Genomic DNA, 16,771 nt, shown 5'->3' on the forward strand with positions numbered 1-16,771 from the left:
TCGTGTCAGGCTTGGAGAATGACACTGACGCTCGAGCAACTCGACACCGAAGACGCCCTGCGCGCCGCGGTCGAGCTGCCGTGGCGCACGGTCGTGTGGGACGACCCGGTGAACCTCATGACGTACGTGAGCTACGTCTTCCGCAGCTATTTCGGCTTCCCTCGAGACGAGGCCGAGCGCCTCATGCTGTGCGTGCACACCGAGGGCCGCGCCGTCGTCGCCACGGGCAACCGCGAAGCCATGGAGCGGCACGTGCAGGCGATGCACGGCTACGGGCTGCAGGCCACGGTCGAGAAGGCCGAGCCATGATCGTCGCCGGGCTGGGCGGCGGCGACGGCGTGCGCATCGTGCTCGAGATCGAAGAGGCGATGCTGCTCTCCGAGCTCGCCGATCAGGTCGATTCGGTGCTGTTGCTCGGTGAAGCCGACGACCCGGCGCTCGGCCGGCTCCTGCCCGACGCGTACACCGATGACCGTGATGCCGCCCACGACTACACCCGCTACACGCGGGACAGCCTCGTCGACGGCAAGCGCCAGGCGGCTCAGCGCGTGCGCGATGCGACCGCGGTCGACGAGCACGGCGGCGCCGTGCAGATCGAACTCGACCAGTCGGAGGCATGGGGCTGGCTGACCTTCCTCACCGATCTGCGGCTCATTCTCGCCGAGCGGGTCGGCATCGTCGACGAAGACGAGGAAGAGGCCGACGAGACCCGCGACGACTACCTGCGGGCCGCCTACGAGTGGGCCGGGTTCGTGCAGGGGTCGATGCTCGAGGTGCTCGACCCCATCAGGGGCTGAACCGGTCGCAGGAACGTTCTCGACGGCTGGGTGTGCGTCGCTCCTCGGTCGGTGGGCCGATCGCTGGCATGCTGATGCCGTGAGTCGAGGAACAACGGCCATCGCACCGAAGCCGATATCGATCGGCCGCGTGCTGCGCCACCCGGCGGCCACCGCCGAATCGCTCGAGTCCATCGCGTTGCTCATCGGGGCGGCGACCTTCGTCGTCGGCATGGGCGTCGCCTGGTTCGTCTTCCTCGGTCAGGACCTGCCGATCGCCGGTCCCGGCTCACTCGGCGAGTTCGTCGCCGTCGGCTCCGCGGCCGCGACCCTCATCGCCTTTCTGCTCGGTCGTCTCGTGTTGAGAACGCGCAGCGCGGCGGGCTTCGCCGACGCCGCCGTGCCGGGCCTCGACGCTCCGGGCGCTCGAATCCACTGGTTCGACCTCACCGCGATCGCCCTGGCGCACGCGGCGATCGCGCTCCTCGGCTGGATCGGTCTCGCCGACCTGCTCGAGCAGAGCTTCCAGGGCGCGGTCGTCTTCACGATCCCGGGCGCCGTGCTCGCGGGCGTCGGCATGGCGGTCACCACCTACGCGGTCTTCCTCTCGTCGGCGCACCTGACACCGATGCTGCTCTCGTTCGTGCTCGCCCTCTTCCTCGTCGTCGGGGCGCTCGCGAGCATGCTGAGCGCGAGCGATCCGCTCTGGTGGCAGGAGAACCTGAGCGCACTCGGCATGACGAACGACGTGTCGTCGCTCGCGTTCAACATGACGCTCATCATCGCCGGCGTGATCGTCACGACGATCGCCCGGTATGCGACCGCCGCGGTGCCCGCGACGACGCACGTCGAGGTGCGCGGCCGCACCATCGTGCGCGTCGGCATGATCCTCATCGGCATCTTCCTCGCGTGCGTCGGCATCTTCCCGGTCGATCAGTTCTTCGTCGTGCACAACACGGTCGCCACGGGCATGGCGGTCGCCTACGCCGTGCTCGTGATCGGACTGCGCTGGTTCATCCCGTCGATGCCGAAGGTCTTCATCCTGCTCGGCTACGTCTACGTCGGGGTGATCGTCATGCTCGCCGTGTTCTTCGCGACCGGCTACTACAACCTCACCGCGGTCGAGCTCGTCGCGGCCGTGCTCATCTTCAGCTGGATCATCGTCTTCCTTCGCAACACCGGGGCGAGTCACGGTCCGTCGACGGATGCCACGGCGCCCCCTCTCTGAGTCAGTTCCGAGAATGCGGACAGGAACTGTCCAGTTGGGTGCGTATCGTCGCCGGTATGAATCACGAAGACACTGACATCCGGCCCTTCCGCATCGACGTTCCGCAGGCCGACCTCGACGACCTGAACCGTCGTCTCGCCGACACGCGCTGGCCCGAGGAGTTGCCCGGCGTCGGCTGGTCGTACGGAACCCCCACGAGCTACCTGCAGGGGCTCGCCGACTACTGGCAGAACACCTACGACTGGCGCGAGCACGAGGCGAAGCTGAACGCGTTCCCGCAGTTCACGACCACGATCGACGGCCAGAACGTGCACTTCCTGCACGTGCGCTCGCCCGAACCGAACGCCATGCCGCTGCTGCTCACGCACGGCTGGCCGGGCTCGATCGTGGAGTTCATGAACATCATCGGACCGCTCACCGATCCGCGTGCGCACGGCGGCGACCCGGCCGACGCGTTCCACATCGTGGCCCCGTCGATGCCCGGCTTCGGCTTCTCAGGCCCCACGCACGAGACCGGCTGGGACATGTCGCGGATCGCCCGCGCCTGGGCCGAGCTCATGGGCCGGCTCGGCTACGAACGATACGGCGCCCAGGGCGGCGACACCGGCTCGGTGATCTCGCCGATGATCGGCCGGATCGCGCCCGAGCGCGTCATCGGCGTGCATGTGAACGGCGGCCTCGGCTTCCCGTCCGGCGATCCGGCGGAGTTCGCGGCCATGACCGAGACCGAGCAGGCGCGGCTTGCGGCGTTGGAAGAGCAGATGGAGGACGGCGCCGGCTACGCCATCATCCAGTCGACACGGCCGCAGACGGTCGGCGTCGGTCTCTCGGACTCGCCGTCGGCGCAACTCGCGTGGATCGTGGAGCGGTTCAAGGAATGGACCGACCCCGCCGCCGAACTGCCCGAGGACGCGGTCGACATCGACCAGCTGCTCACGAACGTGAGCGTCTACTGGCTCACCGGCACGGCGACGTCGGCCGCCAGGCTCTACCGGGAAGGCCGTGCCAGCTGGGGGCAGGAGACCGAGCGGAGCGACGTGCCCTCAGGGGTCGCGGTGTTCCCCGGAGACTCCGGAATCCGCACGGTCGCCGAGCGCGAGCACAACGTCGTGCACTGGTCGGAGTTCGATCGCGGCGGCCACTTCCCGGCCATGGAGGTTCCCGAGCTCCTCGTCGGCGACGTCCGCGGCTTCTTCCGCGGCCTCCGCTGACGGAGGAGATGCAGAGAGGGCCGGATGCACGACGCATCCGGCCCTCTCACGTGCAGGTCTGGAATCAGACGGTCTGCGTTGGGTGCGCGAGCGCCTTGGCCTTCAGGAGGTCGAACTCCTGCTGGTTGATGCTGCCCGAATCGAGCAGGCCCTTCGCCTTCGCGATCTCATCCGACGGGCTCGCGGCGGTGCCGGCGGCCTGGCGGATGTAGTCGTCGGTCGCCGCCTGAGCCTGCTTGTACTCCTTCTGCGAGCGCTCGGCCATGCCCTTGCCGCGTGCGATCAGGTACACCAACGCGGTGAGGAACGGCACGAAGATCAGGAAGATGATCCAGAGCGCCTTCCACCAGCCGTTGAGCTTCTGGTCGCGGAACAGGTCGCCGATGATCGCGAAGAGCGCGAACAGATAGGCGATGAACGCGAACGCCATGACGAACCACCAGATCAGATCCCAGAAACTCTCCCAGAAACTCATATGCAGCCTTTCGACGAAGATCGAGCGCCCCCCAATTGAGCGCTGCTGAGGTGAACCTATCGCGTGGTGCGACCGCGCGTCCAGAGCATGTTCTGCAGGGCACGATGGCCGCGCGGCGGCGCACATTCCGGCCGCAGCGCCCGCGCGCCGGTATTCTCTGCTGCAGGAGGGACCATGGCGGACTGGGTGGCATGCCTCGACATCGTCGGCGGGAGCCTCGGCTCCGGCCTTTGCGCGCCAGGTGCGCGCCGCCATGACCTGCCGCCGGCACCTGTGGCGCCACCCGACGGGATCCGACCATGAGTCTCGCCATCCCGCCGCGCGACCCCGACGTCACGCCGAAGCGGCTCGCGCTGCTCGCGATTCCGGCGCTCGCGATCGGGGCGATCTCGGCCGTCGTGCTCTGGGCGCTCAACGGCGTCGCGAGCATGCTGGAGTCGGTGCTGTGGGCGACGATCCCCGATGCGCTCGGTGTCGACCCCTCGGGCTGGTGGATCGTGATCGTGCTCACGCTCACGGGACTCGCGGTGGGACTCGTGTTGCGGTACATCCCCGGTCACGGCGGCCCCGACTCGGCGACCACCGATCTCGTCGAGGAACCGCAGCCCCTGAGAAACCTGCCGGGCGTGCTGATCGTCACGGTGCTGGCGCTCGCGGGCGGGGTGAGCCTCGGGCCCGAGAACCCGATCATCGCGGTCAACACGGCACTCATGGTGGCCGCCATCGCACGGCTGATGCCTGCGGTGCCGAAGCAGCTCACCGTGCTGCTCGCGGCCTCTGCCACGATCGGAGCGCTCTTCGGCACCCCCGTCGCAGCAGCGCTCATCTTCACCGGCATCCTGGCCGCGCTGAAGTCGGGCGGCGCGCTGTGGGATCGCCTCTTCCTGCCGCTCGTCGCGGCCGGGGCGGGCTCCTTCACGATGCACCTCCTCGGTGCACCGCCGTTCAAGTTCGCCGTGCCGCCCTACGGAACCCCGCAGGCGTTCGACCTCCTCACGGGCGCGATCGTCGCGACCGCCGCAACGGTCGTCGGGCTCGCGATGCTCGCGGCGTTCCCGATCATCTACCGAGCGATGCATTCCCTGCGGCACCCCGTGCTCATCGCCACGGCGGGCGGGCTGCTCCTCGGGCTCCTCGGTCTGCTCGGCGGCCCCATCACGATGTTCAAGGGCCTCGAGGAGATCGGTGAACTCCTCGAGGATCCCGGCGCCTACAACGCGCCGCAGCTGGCCGCCATCGCCGGAATCAAGATGCTGGCGTTGCTCATCGCGGCGAGCTCGCTGTTCCGCGGCGGCCGCGTCTTTCCGGCCACCTTCATCGGGGTGGCCCTCGGCATGCTCGGCAATGCACTCATTCCCTCGCTGCCGCTCGGCCTCGCGATCGGCTGTGCGATCGTCGGGGTGCTCCTCGTCGTGACCCGCGACGGCTGGATCGCGATCTTCGTCGCCGTCGCCGTGGCCGGCGACATCACGATCCTCCCGATGCTCTGCGTGATCGTGCTGCCGGCGTGGCTCCTCGTCACGCGGGCTCCCGCGTTCCGGATCCTTCCGCCCGAGACGCCCGCGCCGCCGCCGGCCGCCTCACCGCCGGCCTCGACGACCGGGGGAGTCGAATGAGCATCGTGTGCGAAGCGGCATCCGCTCGCTAGTGTCGACCTGAGCAGACGGAGGGGGAACCGGTGCAGAGACCGCTGGCGGGCCTCAATGGCAAGAACCTCGTTCGCGAACTGACCGCGGGCGTCACGCTGCTTGCGATCGCGATCCCCCTGAACATCGGCTACGCGCAGATCGCGGGCCTGCCGGCGACCGCCGGCCTGTACGCGCTCATCGTGCCGACCGTGGTCTACGCACTCGTCGTCTCGTCGCGCCAGCTGATCGTGTCTCCGGATGCCGCGGCAGCCGCCCTCGTCGCCTCATCGATCGGCGGTCTCGCGACGGCCGGCAGCGACGACTATGCGACGCTCGCCCTCGCGCAGGCGATCATCTGCGGCATCCTCTTCGTGCTCATGTCGGTGTTCAAGCTCGGCTTCATCGCGAACTTCCTGTCGAAGCCGATCCTCGTGGGCTTCGTCGGCGGCCTCGCCCTCGACATCCTCGTGAGCCAGATCGCGAAGATGCTCGGCGTGAAGATCGACTCCGGCGGCGAGTTCGTCGACAAGGTCGTCGGGCTCGTCTCGGGCATCGGCACCCTGAACCCGTGGTCGTTGCTCATCGCGACGATCTCGGTCGCGGTGCTGATCGTCGGGCAACGATTCGTCAAGCTCGTGCCGTGGGCGCTCATCGTGCTCGTCGTCGCGACGGTGACGGTCGTGATCGCCGACCTCGACGACGCCGGGGTCGACGTGCTCGGCGAGGTGCCCGCCGGCCCACCCGCGCTCACCTGGCCGGTCATCGACTGGACGACGTGGCTCCTGCTCGTGCCCTCGGCGATCGCGCTCACGATGGTGACGACGGCCGAGGGGCTCCTCGTCTCTCGCGCGTACGGTGAGAAACGCAACTACGCCGTGCGGCCGAACCGCGACCTGCTCGCCTTCGGCGTCGGGAACATCGCGGCCGGCGCGAGCGGGAGCTTCACCATGGGGTCGTCGACCTCACGAACCGCGGCGATGGATCAGGCGGGTTCCCGCACGCAACTGCCCTCGCTCGTGCTCGCCGTCGGCACGCTCCTGCTCCTGCTCTTCGGCACCGCGCTGCTCGCCGACATCCCGTCGCCGGCGATCGGTGCGATCGTCGGCGTCGCGATCCTGCCGCTCCTCGGCATCACGGACTTCCGCATGCTGTGGCGGGTCGACCGCTTCGAGTTCACGATCGCCGCAGTGTGCTTTCTCGTGACGCTCTTCGTCGGCTCGATCGCCGGCATCGTCGTCGCCTTCGTGCTCGCGCTCATCAACCTCGCGAAGCGCGCGGCGAATCCCCCGATCGACGTGCTCGCGGCCGGCGACTCGCCCGCAGAATCGCTCCTCGGGGAGGCCCCGGCCGGCACGATGACGGCGCCCGGCGTGATCGTCGTCCGGCTCGCAGCGCCGTTGTTCTTCGCGAACGGCTCGGTCTTCGCCGACGCCGTGAAGAAGGCCGTCGCCGCCGTGCCCGATGGCACGGTGCAGCACGTCGTGATCGACATGGAGGCCGTCACCGACGTCGATGTGACCGGAGCCGAGAGCTTCACCGCGCTCGTCGCCTGGCTCGACGCTCGGAGCATCGAGCTCGGATTCAGCCGGGTTCGCTCGGACGCGCGCGACCGGCTCGCCGACCTCGGCCTGCTCGGCGACCGGCGTATCTTCGACACCAATCGGGCCGCGATCGTGGCCCTTTCGAGCACGCCGCAGGAGTTGTAGCAGACGGCGGCCCGGGCCGCCAGACAGGAGTGAGTCATCATGGGTGAGGTCATCGGCGGCATTCTGCCGCTCGCACTCGGTGTTGCGATCAGCCCGGTGCCGATCATCGCGGCGATCCTCATGCTGCTCTCGCCGAAGGCGAAGGGCACGAGCGTCGGCTTCATGCTCGGCTGGGTGCTCGGCATCGTCGTCGCGGTCGTGGTGTTCACGCTGCTCGCCTCGGTCATCCCCGAACAAGACCCCGACGCCTCGAATCCGATCGCCGGCGTGATCAAGCTGGTCCTCGGCGCGGGCCTGCTGTTCCTCGCGCTGAGGCAATGGCGCGGTCGCCCGAAGGCGGGTGAGGCGGCCGCACTGCCGAAGTGGATGTCGGCGATCGACACGATGACCACGATGCGGGGCGCGGTGCTCGGCTTCCTGCTCTCTGCCGTCAACCCGAAGAACCTGCTGATGGCCGCGGGCGCCGGCGTGATCATCGGCACGGGCGGCCTGAGCGGCGGCGAGATCACGCTGTCGATCGTGGTCTTCACGATCATCGCCGCGTGCTCGGTCGCGGTGCCCGTCATCGCCTACCTCCTCGCCTCCGCGAAGATGGCCGCACCGCTCGAGTCGCTCCGCGGCTGGCTCGTGCAGAACAACGCGACCGTCATGGCGGTGCTGCTCCTCGTCATCGGGGTCGTGCTCATCGGCAAGGGCATCGGCAGCTTCTGATGACGGATGCCGCGCGGCCCGCCGAGCCCGGGCGAGGCACCCTCGCGTACGGCAGCCGCGTGCTGATCACGCTCGCCGGCGCAGTCGTCGTGTTCGCCGGAGTCTGGTTCGCCCGCGACATCCTCGCACCGGCTGCGGTCGCCGCCGTCGTCGTGATCATCGCGCATCCGTTGCGCCGCCCGCTCGAGCGTCGCGGCTGGCCGGGCTGGCTCGCGACCACCGCGGTGATCGTGCTCGCGTACGCGATTCTCGCGATCCTCGGCACACTGCTCGTCGTGGCATCCGCTCAGTTCATCGGAATGCTCCCCGACTATGCCGACGAACTGGCTGCGACCGTGCAGTCCATCATCGACTGGCTCACCTCGCTCGGCATGACGAGCGAATCGGCCGCCGGGGCAGCAGCCTCGATCGATCCGCAGACGCTGCTCGATGTCGCGGCCGGCATCGCCGACGCCGTGTTCGGTGCCGCGACCGCATTCTTCTTCGTGCTCGCCTACGTCATCTTCATGGCAGCGGATGCCTCGCGCCTCGGTCGCGACGACCGGGTCTTCGGCACCGCGGCGGCCGACGTGATCGGGGCCCGCTACTTCTCGGGTGTGCGCCGGTATTACGTGGTGAACGCGTCGTTCGGTCTCGTCGTCGCCGTGCTCGACGGGCTCTTCCTGTGGTGGGTCGGGGTGCCGATCCCGCTCGTCTGGGCGATCCTCGCCTTCGTCACCAACTTCATCCCGAACATCGGCTTCGTGATCGGGGTCATCCCGCCCGCCGTGCTCGCGCTCGTCGTGGGCGGCTGGCCGCTCTTCGTCGTCGTGGTGCTCGTCTACAGCGTCATCAACGTCGTGCTCCAGGTGCTCGTGCAGCCGAAGTTCGTGAGCGACGCGGTGGGGCTGAGCCTCACCCTCACGTTCTTCTCGGTCGTGTTCTGGGCGCTCGTGATCGGGCCGATCGGGGCGATCCTCTGCATCCCGCTGACCCTGCTCGTGCGCGCCCTGCTGCTCGAGCCCGACCAGCGATCGGGGCCGCTGCGACGACTCTCGGGCGACCCGCAGGCACGGGCGACCTGACGTTCACCGGGGATTCGCACCGGACTCTGGTGCACTGGCCCCGTGCGCGCGTAGTCTGCAGACACGTGAGATTGGGGAGATCATGGCGGAGTTCGAATACGGCCCGGTGGAGCTGTATCTGGTGGGGTTCGAGGGCGACCGTCCAGACGCCGGCACCATCGAGGCGATCAGCGAGCTGATCGAGGGCGGTGAGATCCGGTTGCTCGACTTCCTCGTGATCTCGCGCGAGCCCGACGGCTCGGTGCAGATCACCGAGTTCGAAGACGTGAGCGACGAGTACGGCTTCGGCGCGGTCGAGCTCGAGGCGATCGGCCTCGTCGCCGACGAAGACGCCGCCGAGTTCGCCGAGGGCATTCCGCCCGGCACCTCGGGTGCACTGCTCGCGATCGAGCTCGTGTGGGCCAAGCGTCTCGCATCGAAGTTCGCACAGTCGGGCGGCATCGTGCTGCAGACCGAACGCATCCCCGCGCCCGTGGTGAACGCCGCGCTCGCCGAAGCAGAAGAGGAGTAGGAAGATGCCGTTCAGAAGAATGGGTCGCCCGGGGCTGATCGGCATGGCCGCTCGCACGGCCGTCGTCGCCGGCACCGCCACCGCCGTGAGCGGGGGCATGCAACGACGTCAGCAGGAGAAGGCCCAGGGCCAGTACGAACAACAGCAGTACGAGGCACAGCAGCAGCAGGCGCAGATCGATGCCGCGGCGCAGCAGGCCGTCGCCCAGCAACAGGCCGCGATGGGCGTCGCCCCTCCGCAGGCCGCAGCGGCGCCGGCAGGCGGGGTCGACATCGTCGCCGAACTGCAGAAGCTCGGCGCGCTGAAGGAGCAGGGCATCCTGAGCGACGACGAGTTCGCCGCCGCCAAGGCGAAGCTGCTCGGCTGAGGCGTGACTCCCCATAGCCGATCGACGCAGTGGGTGGAACCCCTGTCGCCGATCCTTTCGAGCTGCCTAGGCTGAGGCATGACCGTCTCACTCAGGGGTGTCTCAACCGTGGTTCCGTCGACCGTGCTCGTGCAAGACGAGGTACGCGACGTGTTCGCGGGGCAGCCCGGGCTCGGCCGACTCGGCCAGCGCATCGTCGCCACCTCGTTCAACGTGTCGGGCATCGAGACCCGCTACACGGTGCTCGACGAACGACGTGGCCGAGCGCCAGCGAAACCTCCTGAAAGCTGAGCTGCACGTCACTCGGATCAGGCTCGCTCAAGTCACCGACGACTCACAGCTGCTTCGTGAAGAGCTCGACGCCGCGCGCACTGCGGTCAAGCGGATGATGCGTGGTCATGTCGTCGACGTTGGCGCTTGAGCTGCGCACAGGTGGTCGCGGTAGCCGCCAGGGATACGTGGCTATGTCAAGTTGATTCGGGACCAGGTGACGGCTCGATTCAAGACCACCCCAACCGCTCCCGCCTGCTCGATCTTGGAACCCTTGGGGTATGCGGGCATCTCCTCATGACCGCGATGGCGATTCACGAAGGAGTGCTGATGCCACGATCCCGACCGCTGTTCTCGTAGCCGGATTGGCCCTTGGCGGTAGTGCGGCTGCACTCGACCGAGACCTCCTTCACAGAATTGGGAACCGCTCAGCCCTTGCCGGACATTGAAAAGTAGTGGACGAAGTTCGCCCACGTCTTGACGAGAGGATTGCGTTCTGGGCACTGCGAAAGGCAGTAGCGGCGATCGTGGCCGCGTCCTTCATGATGATCGGTCTCGGTGCGACGAGCGCCGTAGCTGCAGAACCGGACGCGTCGGATTCCGTGGTTGAGAACGGCACGACGTACGGCCCCAACGAGGATGTCGGGGCGGTTCGCGTCATAGATCGAACCTTCGAGAGCATGCCGATTCCCGCGACTGCGGCGAAGACGCTGCAATCGACAGGAGTGACCCCTTACGTCGCCACAGAGTACGCTCGATCGCGGCATTCCCACGGAATCAGCTCGGGGTGTGCCCAAACGGCATCCGTCAACGGCATCCTTTCGTCGTTTGCGTGGCCCTGGTGGTACCAGCGATCCTTCGTGACGGTGAAGGTCAACCCGGGTGCTACGGTTTCCTGGTCAACGACCCGGGCATGTCAGAACAGCGGATCTACGACATGGCATTCCGAGAATGCAATCGGCTCGTCTGTCACGGCGCTGTCGCCTGACGTCAATCTGGCGTGCAATCCCGGTTGACGCCGAAATTGATGTGTGAGAAGGAGGCATGATGGTCGAATCGGATTCCCCTGCTGAGTTGGGTCGTGCACGATTGAGCGTTTCCAAGATCGCCGTGTCGTTGATACTCGGTGTCCTCACGGGCGTTGTGGTCTACTACGTCATCGCGGTGGTCGCGACGGCGCAAGTCCCTGGGCCCTTCACGGTCCATCCCCTGACCTTGGCGTTGATCGCCATCGTCGGTGCCCTCGTGGTAGCCATTGCGTGGCGCTGGCCCGTCGTGGGCCTGACGGCCGGCGTTGTCATCGTCCTCGTGGTCGCCGCCGTTGTGGCAGCGCGAATCGGATGGTCGGCGGCGGGTTCGGATTGGCTGAATCCGTTCAATGCGGTGGCCTTCGGCGCAGCGAGCGGCTACCCGGCCCTCGTTGGCGCCGTGATGGCCAGCGTGTCCGGGTTGAGACTGCGCTCCCGAACCGCGTAACACCGAGCCACTGATCCTCAACATGGCTCCCGGTCACCTCGGGCGACCGGGGGCCACCCCTCTTGCCGTCGACGACGACGGCTATTCAGCAATGGGCGGCGGGCGGCGCCAGACGCTCAGGCGACCGACTGAGCAGCCCCACGAAGGTCACCACCACCCTCCGCCGCCAGCGGGGCATGACCAGGAAGTCGCCGCTGCCGCCGTCGAGCAAGCCTGCCGCAGACTCCGACTACCGACTATGCGAGCAGTCAAGGACGAAGCCGTGAAAGCGGCCGAACGGTGAGCAACTGTCCTGCCACGGCTTCCTCGCCGATGCGATGACCGCGACCGCCGCTCCACGATCCGCCGCGTCTCAGCCGCAAGCTCCCCCCGGGAACAAGTGGCTCGGCAACTTCGACTTCGACGCGATTCCGAACGTCAACGCCGCGACCATCCACACTCTCGCCACCGGCGACTGGATTCGCCGCGGCGACCCGCTCAGCCTGATCGGCGACTCCGGCACCGGGAAGAATCACCTCCTGATCGGGCTCGGCACCTCGCACGCGGCGGACAGATATACAACCTGGTATCAAGCCGCGGTCAGTCCTCGCCATCCACAACGGTGAGCTCCAACGTCTTACGTCGCAGCACGACCGCGCAGACGACGACAGCGAGGGCAGCGAGCAGGCCGAAGAGCATTGGCGGGCCGCCGACGCGCGCTACAGATCCGGCGTGGATGAAGACGCCTGCGAACAGCACGCCCGAAGAAATGAGAGCAAGAGTGAAGATCGTCGCCCACAATTTCCGTCGCCGAGGGCGGGTGTCTGCGGTCGCGGCAGACAGTACCTGCCAAGCGGCAATGAGGGCTAACTCAAACAATCCGATTGCGATTCCGATGACGATGACGTAGGGGCGCGCTAGGTCTGCATACTCCGGGTATTGGGTCGCAGACTGGGCGGCGGCGCTCGGGACGATCCAGAACTGTAGCAGTAAGGCAATAACGAACAGCGCAACCAGTGCGAAGCGCACTGTGGGAACGTGCTGGTTGGAGAGGACCATCAGAAAATTATCTCGCCTTGATTCTCGAAAACTGTGCCAACGAAGTGAGCGGCCGTGCGGGGCCTGGCTGAAGACCCGCGTCGCCCCATCTGTACCGAACGCCACATTGAATGACAGCAATGCCCAGACCACGAAAACACCCGCCGATCCGACCGTGGTCGTCAGGGCTCCCGCCGACTTGAGGATCAAGCGGCCACGCAGGGTTCCTTGCTGGGTGCTCACGCAACGATGATGTCCGGCACACCGGAATAGGTTGCATTACGGGCTCTCAGCAGACCCCCCTTTCTTCTCTTCGCGTGCGGTGAGGACTCGGAACAGGAGTTCGGCGGCCCCGGCGACTCGTACGACGACAACGCCCTCCCCTCGCGCCCTGCGGAGATGTCACTGCCGTTATAGCCACGTGTACGTGACGCTTGTGCCTCGCTAACCTGGCGAAATCGGACTCGCCGCGATCCCAGGACGCAGGCCATTGCGAGGACAATCAGCCCCAGAAGCTGAAGATAATTCGCGGTGAGCGGTTCCCTCCGAGCCTCGTGCGAGTCCTGTCGCGGCATCCGCTCGGCTGCCTACACTGAGTCATGACCGTCACTCTGAGGGGCCTCTCCACTGTCATTCCGCCGACCGTGCTCGTGCAAGACGAGGTACGCGACGTGTTCGCGGGGCAGCCCGGGCTCGGCCGTCTCGGCCAGCGCATCGTCGCCACCTCGTTCAACGTGTCGGGCATCGAGCGGCGCCACTCGGTGCTCGACGAGCTGCGCTGGGACGCGCGCCCCGACAACCCGGTGTTCTTCGACATCGACTCGGGTGAGCTGCTGATGCCGGGCACGAAGGTGCGCAACGAGCTCTACGCAGAACATGCGACGAAGCTCTACATCGAGGCGGGCCGCGCGGCGATCGAGGCGACGCCGGGCCTCGAGGCATCCGATGTCACGCATGTCATCACCGTCTCGTGCACGGGCTTCTACGCGCCCGGCCCCGACTTCATGATCGCCCGCGAGCTGGGGCTCGACCCCGGCGTCGAGCGCTACCACCTCGGGTTCATGGGCTGCTACGCGTCGATTCCGGCATTGCGCATCGCCTCGCAACTTGCGAAAGCGGATGCCTCGGCGGTGGTGCTCGTCGTCTCCGTCGAGCTCTGCACGCTGCACCTGCGCACCTCGAACGACCCCGACACGATCGTGGCGTCGTCGCTGTTCGCCGACGGTGCGGGCTCCGGAATCGTCACGGCCCGGCCGTTGGAATCGGGGGAGCGGGCCTTCGATCTCGACCGCTTCGCGACCCGCATCACACCGGTCGGCGAGGGTGACATGGCGTGGAAGATCGGCGACCACGGCTTCGAGATGGTGCTCTCCAACGCGATCCCGGCGATCATCGACGACCACATCACCGGTGCGCTCGAGCCGCTCTTCGCGCACGACGACGCGCTCGCCGCGGCGCTCGCGGGCGACGGGTCCTCCGACGCCGTCGAGCACTGGGCGATCCACCCCGGCGGGCGGTCGATCCTCGACAAGGTCGAGTCGCGGCTCGGTCTCACCGAGGCGCAGCTCGTGCCGGCGCGCGAGACGCTGCGCGACTACGGCAACATGTCGAGCGCGACGGTGCTGTTCGTGCTGCGCAACATCCTGCACTCGGATGCCGCCGCCGACGGCGACCGGGTCGCCGCGATGGCCTTCGGACCGGGGCTGACGGTCGAATCGGCGCTCATGACCGTTCGGGTGTGACGGTCGTGTCGCCCTGCTCATCTGCGTCGCCGGCGTCTGGGTCGCCGGCGGGCCTCGGGTCGCAGGCGTCTGGGTCGCCGGCGGGCCTCGGCTCGCGCGACGGCGAGGCGCAGGAGCTCATGGACAGCCCCGACGCCGATCCCGCGATGCTCGCGAAGACCTACGAGCGGTTCCGGCTCGTGAACGCCGTCGTCTCGGGGGAGCGCGCGGTGTACCTGCAGTGGGTGCGGCCGCGGCTCTCCCCGGTCTGGGGCACGCGCCTGCTCGACATCGGAGCGGGCAGCGCCGACCTGCCGCGACGGCTGCTGCGATGGGCCGAGGAAGACGGGCTGCGTCTCGAGGTCACCGCGATCGATCCCGATGCGCGGGCGATGGCGTGGGCGGCGGCGAAGCCGCCGACGGCCGGGTTGACGCTGCGGCGGGCCATGAGCGGCGAGCTCGTCGACGAGGGCGAGCACTTCGACGTCGTCATCTCGAACCACGTGCTGCACCACCTCGATGGGCGCGAGTTCGGGGCGCTCCTGCGAGACAGCGAGCTGCTGCTCGGCCCCGGCGGTCTCGCCGTGCACGGCGACATCGAGCGCACGCGGCTCGGCTACGCGGGCTTCTGGCTCGGCACACTGCCGTTCGCGGGCAACCTGCTCGCCGGTTCGTACATTCGCCCCGACGGGCTCACCTCCATTCGTCGCAGCCACACCGCGGCAGAACTCGCGCCCGTACTGCCCGATGGCTGGGCTGTGCGGCGGGCGTTCCCGTCGCGACTCGAGGTGATCTGGGGAGTGGATGTCTGAGGCATCCGCCGCCCGAAGCGGTGACGGCGGGCACGTTCGGATGCGCGACGTCGCCATCGTGGGCGGCGGACCCGTGGGCCTGTTGCTCGCCTGCCTGCTCGCGCAGCGCGGCCGCGATGTCGTCGTGCTCGAGCGGCGCACCGTGCGCTCGGGGCGGTCGCGGGCGATCGGCATCCACCCGCCGGGGCTGGGCGCGCTCGGCCGGGTCGGCCTCGACGCCGAGGTGCGGGATTCGGGCGTCGAGATCCGTGACGGACGTGTGACGTGCGAGGGCCGCGTGCTCGGGTCGATGTCGTTCGCGCGAGCCGGCTCGGTGTGGTCGCTGCCGCAGCTCGAGACCGAGGCCATGCTCGAGCGCCGTCTCGAGGACCTCGCGCCTGGCGCACTCGAGCATGGCGTCGAGGTGCGTACGCTCCGCGACCGGGGCACGCACGTCGAGGTCGCGGGCGACCGAGGCGACGGGACCGTCGCAGTACGCGCGCGCTACGTGGTCGGTGCCGACGGGGTGCGCAGCGGCATCCGCGACCTCGTGGGCATCGGCTGGGCGCCGCGTCCTGGCCGCGCGCACTATGTGATGGGCGACACCCGCGACGACACCGGGGAGCCGTCGACGGCGCTGCTGCACTTCGAGCCCGCGGGCGTCGTCGAGTCGTTTCCCCTGCCCGGCGGGCGTCGCCGGTGGGTCGCGTGGGTGCGGCGGCCGCCGCGGGAGGCCGGGGCGCCGCAACTCGCCACGATCGTCGCCGCGCGCGTCGACGGCCGGTTCGACGTGTCGGCCGCGGCTGAGCCGAGCGTCTTCGAGGCGCGCCAGCACCTGGCCGAGCGGATGCATCGCGGCCGCGTCGCGCTCGTCGGCGATGCCGCGCACGAGATCAGCCCGATCGGCGGTCAGGGCATGAACCTCGGCTGGCTCGACGCCCTCGCCCTCGACCGCGACCTTGCGGCGGCGCTCGACGCCGGCGCCCCGCTCGACGCGTTCGAGCGCTACGAGCGCGTGCGCCGGGTGTCGGCGTCGCGGGCGATCCGCCAAGCGGCGTTCAACATGCGCATGGGCGCGCCGGCCGCGGGCGGGCGCCTGCGACTCCGCAACGCCGCCGTGCGCACGCTCGCCGTGCCGCCGCTGAGGGCGGTGCTCGCCCGGGCGTTCACGATGCGCTGGCTGTAGCTCGCTGCATCCGTTCGCTGCTCGCTGCGCGCCGCGCCGCTCGCCGCGCCTCGCGTCGGAGGACGGTTCTCGCGTCGGAGGACGCCGACCCGTTGCCTCCGACGCGACCCGTTACCTCCGACGCGACCCGTTACCTCCGACGCTCAGAGCACGACGCTCAGAGCACGACGCGGGTGAGGCGGAAGACCGGGATCAGGCGCTCGGTCTTCAGTTGGTAGTCGGCGTAGGGCGGGTAGGCCTCGACGGCCCGTGCCCACCAGCGCTCGCGCTCTTCACCCTCGAGTTCGTGTGCCTCGTAGTCGTGCTTCTCGCCTCCGTCTTGCAGCTCGACGTGCGGGTGCTTCTTCACGTTCCAGTACCAGACCGGATGCTTCGGCGCCCCGCCGAGCGAGGCGACCACCGCGTACTCGCCGTCGTGCTCGACGCGCATGAGGGCGGTCTTGCGGAGTTTGCCCGACTTGGCCCCGACCGTGGTGAGCACGATGATCGGCATGCCCCGCAGGGTGTTCGACGCCTCGCCGTTCGACGCCTCGAACGCCTCGGCCTGCGTGCGCGCCCAGCCCGACGTGCTCGGCTCGTACTCGCCTTCCAACGGCATGGATCCTCCTCGTTCGGATGCACCATCCACGATAC

General features: G+C 68.4%; 19 protein-coding genes and 1 pseudogene. 17 read left to right on the forward strand and 3 right to left on the reverse strand.

The window, feature by feature from the left end; translation table 11 throughout:
- Nucleotides 1-18 precede the first annotated feature (18 nt).
- The 4 genes from clpS to FHG54_RS02470 all read left to right on the forward strand — a co-directional run bounded on the left by clpS (nucleotide 19) and on the right by FHG54_RS02470 (nucleotide 3,215).
- Complete coding sequence (gene clpS / locus FHG54_RS02455; protein WP_139415800.1) at nucleotides 19-309, forward strand: ATP-dependent Clp protease adapter ClpS; 291 nt, start codon at nucleotides 19-21, stop codon at nucleotides 307-309.
- Nucleotides 306-797: a DUF2017 family protein gene (locus tag FHG54_RS02460; protein ID WP_139415801.1), complete on the forward strand. Its 492-nt coding sequence runs from the start codon at nucleotides 306-308 to the stop codon at nucleotides 795-797. Before clpS ends, FHG54_RS02460 begins: the two co-directional genes overlap by 4 nt.
- Nucleotides 798-876: 79 nt before the next feature.
- Nucleotides 877-2,004, forward strand: a complete 1,128-nt coding sequence (locus tag FHG54_RS02465; RefSeq protein ID WP_233437844.1) for a DUF998 domain-containing protein — start codon at nucleotides 877-879, stop codon at nucleotides 2,002-2,004.
- Nucleotides 2,005-2,060: 56 nt separating this feature from the next.
- Nucleotides 2,061-3,215, forward strand: coding sequence for an epoxide hydrolase family protein (locus tag FHG54_RS02470; protein ID WP_139415803.1), 1,155 nt, complete (start codon nucleotides 2,061-2,063; stop codon nucleotides 3,213-3,215).
- Between the two features lie 64 nt (nucleotides 3,216-3,279).
- On the opposite strand, the gene FHG54_RS02475 is transcribed toward FHG54_RS02470, so the two are convergent.
- Nucleotides 3,280-3,690, reverse strand: coding sequence for an SHOCT domain-containing protein (locus FHG54_RS02475; RefSeq protein WP_139415805.1), 411 nt, complete (start codon nucleotides 3,688-3,690; stop codon nucleotides 3,280-3,282).
- 299 nt (nucleotides 3,691-3,989) lie between these two features.
- Here FHG54_RS02475 and FHG54_RS02480 point away from each other — a divergent pair, with 299 nt between their 5' ends.
- From FHG54_RS02480 to FHG54_RS17175, 10 genes and pseudogenes are all read left to right on the forward strand, one after another.
- The gene (locus FHG54_RS02480; RefSeq protein ID WP_139415807.1) at nucleotides 3,990-5,306 is read left to right on the forward strand and encodes an ion channel protein; all 1,317 of its coding nucleotides are present in this window, start codon (nucleotides 3,990-3,992) and stop codon (nucleotides 5,304-5,306) included.
- 62 nt (nucleotides 5,307-5,368) lie between these two features.
- On the forward strand, nucleotides 5,369-7,024 hold the full coding sequence (locus tag FHG54_RS02485) for a SulP family inorganic anion transporter (protein WP_139415808.1): 1,656 nt from the start codon (nucleotides 5,369-5,371) through the stop codon (nucleotides 7,022-7,024).
- 39 nt (nucleotides 7,025-7,063) lie between these two features.
- Complete coding sequence (locus FHG54_RS02490; protein ID WP_139415810.1) at nucleotides 7,064-7,735, forward strand: GAP family protein; 672 nt, start codon at nucleotides 7,064-7,066, stop codon at nucleotides 7,733-7,735.
- Nucleotides 7,735-8,799 carry an AI-2E family transporter gene (locus FHG54_RS02495; protein WP_139415812.1) on the forward strand — a complete coding sequence of 355 codons (1,065 nt, stop codon included), beginning with the start codon at nucleotides 7,735-7,737 and terminating at the stop codon, nucleotides 8,797-8,799. The genes FHG54_RS02490 and FHG54_RS02495 overlap by 1 nt, the downstream gene beginning before the upstream one ends.
- Nucleotides 8,800-8,881: 82 nt before the next feature.
- Complete coding sequence (locus tag FHG54_RS02500; RefSeq protein ID WP_139415814.1) at nucleotides 8,882-9,310, forward strand: DUF6325 family protein; 429 nt, start codon at nucleotides 8,882-8,884, stop codon at nucleotides 9,308-9,310.
- Between the two features lie 4 nt (nucleotides 9,311-9,314).
- Complete coding sequence (locus FHG54_RS02505; protein WP_139415815.1) at nucleotides 9,315-9,677, forward strand: SHOCT domain-containing protein; 363 nt, start codon at nucleotides 9,315-9,317, stop codon at nucleotides 9,675-9,677.
- A 78-nt stretch (nucleotides 9,678-9,755) separates the two neighbouring features.
- The gene (locus FHG54_RS02510; protein ID WP_233437845.1) at nucleotides 9,756-9,968 is read left to right on the forward strand and encodes a hypothetical protein; all 213 of its coding nucleotides are present in this window, start codon (nucleotides 9,756-9,758) and stop codon (nucleotides 9,966-9,968) included.
- 434 nt (nucleotides 9,969-10,402) lie between these two features.
- Entirely contained in the window at nucleotides 10,403-10,963 is a 561-nt protein-coding gene (locus FHG54_RS02515) for a hypothetical protein (RefSeq protein ID WP_139415817.1), read from the forward strand.
- A gap of 28 nt (nucleotides 10,964-10,991) precedes the next feature.
- Complete coding sequence (locus tag FHG54_RS02520; protein ID WP_233437846.1) at nucleotides 10,992-11,423, forward strand: hypothetical protein; 432 nt, start codon at nucleotides 10,992-10,994, stop codon at nucleotides 11,421-11,423.
- A gap of 176 nt (nucleotides 11,424-11,599) precedes the next feature.
- Nucleotides 11,600-12,001: pseudogene (locus FHG54_RS17175) on the forward strand (ATP-binding protein); the annotation flags it as partial.
- Between the two features lies 1 nt (nucleotide 12,002).
- Here FHG54_RS17175 and FHG54_RS02530 read toward each other — a convergent pair.
- Nucleotides 12,003-12,683: a DUF2975 domain-containing protein gene (locus tag FHG54_RS02530; RefSeq protein WP_139415819.1), complete on the reverse strand. Its 681-nt coding sequence runs from the start codon at nucleotides 12,681-12,683 to the stop codon at nucleotides 12,003-12,005.
- A 356-nt stretch (nucleotides 12,684-13,039) separates the two neighbouring features.
- On the opposite strand from FHG54_RS02530, the gene FHG54_RS02535 reads away from it, so the two are divergent.
- The 3 genes from FHG54_RS02535 to FHG54_RS02545 are packed head-to-tail and all read left to right on the forward strand — an operon-like array spanning nucleotide 13,040 to nucleotide 16,138.
- The gene (locus FHG54_RS02535) at nucleotides 13,040-14,182 is read left to right on the forward strand and encodes a type III polyketide synthase (RefSeq protein ID WP_139415821.1); all 1,143 of its coding nucleotides are present in this window, start codon (nucleotides 13,040-13,042) and stop codon (nucleotides 14,180-14,182) included.
- Complete coding sequence (locus tag FHG54_RS02540; protein WP_233437847.1) at nucleotides 14,179-14,973, forward strand: methyltransferase; 795 nt, start codon at nucleotides 14,179-14,181, stop codon at nucleotides 14,971-14,973. Before FHG54_RS02535 ends, FHG54_RS02540 begins: the two co-directional genes overlap by 4 nt.
- Nucleotides 14,966-16,138 (forward strand): FAD-dependent oxidoreductase, encoded by a 1,173-nt coding sequence (locus FHG54_RS02545; protein ID WP_139415824.1) that lies wholly within the window; start codon nucleotides 14,966-14,968, stop codon nucleotides 16,136-16,138. Before FHG54_RS02540 ends, FHG54_RS02545 begins: the two co-directional genes overlap by 8 nt.
- A 157-nt stretch (nucleotides 16,139-16,295) precedes the next feature.
- Here FHG54_RS02545 and FHG54_RS02550 read toward each other — a convergent pair whose 3' ends face one another.
- Nucleotides 16,296-16,736, reverse strand: coding sequence for a nitroreductase family deazaflavin-dependent oxidoreductase (locus FHG54_RS02550; protein WP_139415826.1), 441 nt, complete (start codon nucleotides 16,734-16,736; stop codon nucleotides 16,296-16,298).
- Nucleotides 16,737-16,771: the final 35 nt, after the last annotated feature.

The organism is Agromyces laixinhei (assembly GCF_006337065.1).
In the GTDB taxonomy this organism is placed as follows: domain Bacteria; phylum Actinomycetota; class Actinomycetes; order Actinomycetales; family Microbacteriaceae; genus Agromyces; species Agromyces laixinhei.

Coding starts and splice junctions, on each gene's coding strand:
- FHG54_RS02505 (WP_139415815.1), top strand. CDS start 9,315: ATGCCGTTCAGAAGAATGGGTCGCCCGGGGCTGATCGGCATGGCCGCT.
- FHG54_RS02475 (WP_139415805.1), bottom strand. CDS start 3,690: ATGAGTTTCTGGGAGAGTTTCTGGGATCTGATCTGGTGGTTCGTCATG.
- FHG54_RS02550 (WP_139415826.1), bottom strand. CDS start 16,736: ATGCCGTTGGAAGGCGAGTACGAGCCGAGCACGTCGGGCTGGGCGCGC.
- FHG54_RS02510 (WP_233437845.1), top strand. CDS start 9,756: ATGACCGTCTCACTCAGGGGTGTCTCAACCGTGGTTCCGTCGACCGTG.
- FHG54_RS02460 (WP_139415801.1), top strand. CDS start 306: ATGATCGTCGCCGGGCTGGGCGGCGGCGACGGCGTGCGCATCGTGCTC.
- clpS (WP_139415800.1), top strand. CDS start 19: ATGACACTGACGCTCGAGCAACTCGACACCGAAGACGCCCTGCGCGCC.
- FHG54_RS02535 (WP_139415821.1), top strand. CDS start 13,040: ATGACCGTCACTCTGAGGGGCCTCTCCACTGTCATTCCGCCGACCGTG.
- FHG54_RS02545 (WP_139415824.1), top strand. CDS start 14,966: ATGTCTGAGGCATCCGCCGCCCGAAGCGGTGACGGCGGGCACGTTCGG.
- FHG54_RS02490 (WP_139415810.1), top strand. CDS start 7,064: ATGGGTGAGGTCATCGGCGGCATTCTGCCGCTCGCACTCGGTGTTGCG.
- FHG54_RS02480 (WP_139415807.1), top strand. CDS start 3,990: ATGAGTCTCGCCATCCCGCCGCGCGACCCCGACGTCACGCCGAAGCGG.
- FHG54_RS02520 (WP_233437846.1), top strand. CDS start 10,992: ATGATGGTCGAATCGGATTCCCCTGCTGAGTTGGGTCGTGCACGATTG.
- FHG54_RS02470 (WP_139415803.1), top strand. CDS start 2,061: ATGAATCACGAAGACACTGACATCCGGCCCTTCCGCATCGACGTTCCG.
- FHG54_RS02495 (WP_139415812.1), top strand. CDS start 7,735: ATGACGGATGCCGCGCGGCCCGCCGAGCCCGGGCGAGGCACCCTCGCG.
- FHG54_RS02500 (WP_139415814.1), top strand. CDS start 8,882: ATGGCGGAGTTCGAATACGGCCCGGTGGAGCTGTATCTGGTGGGGTTC.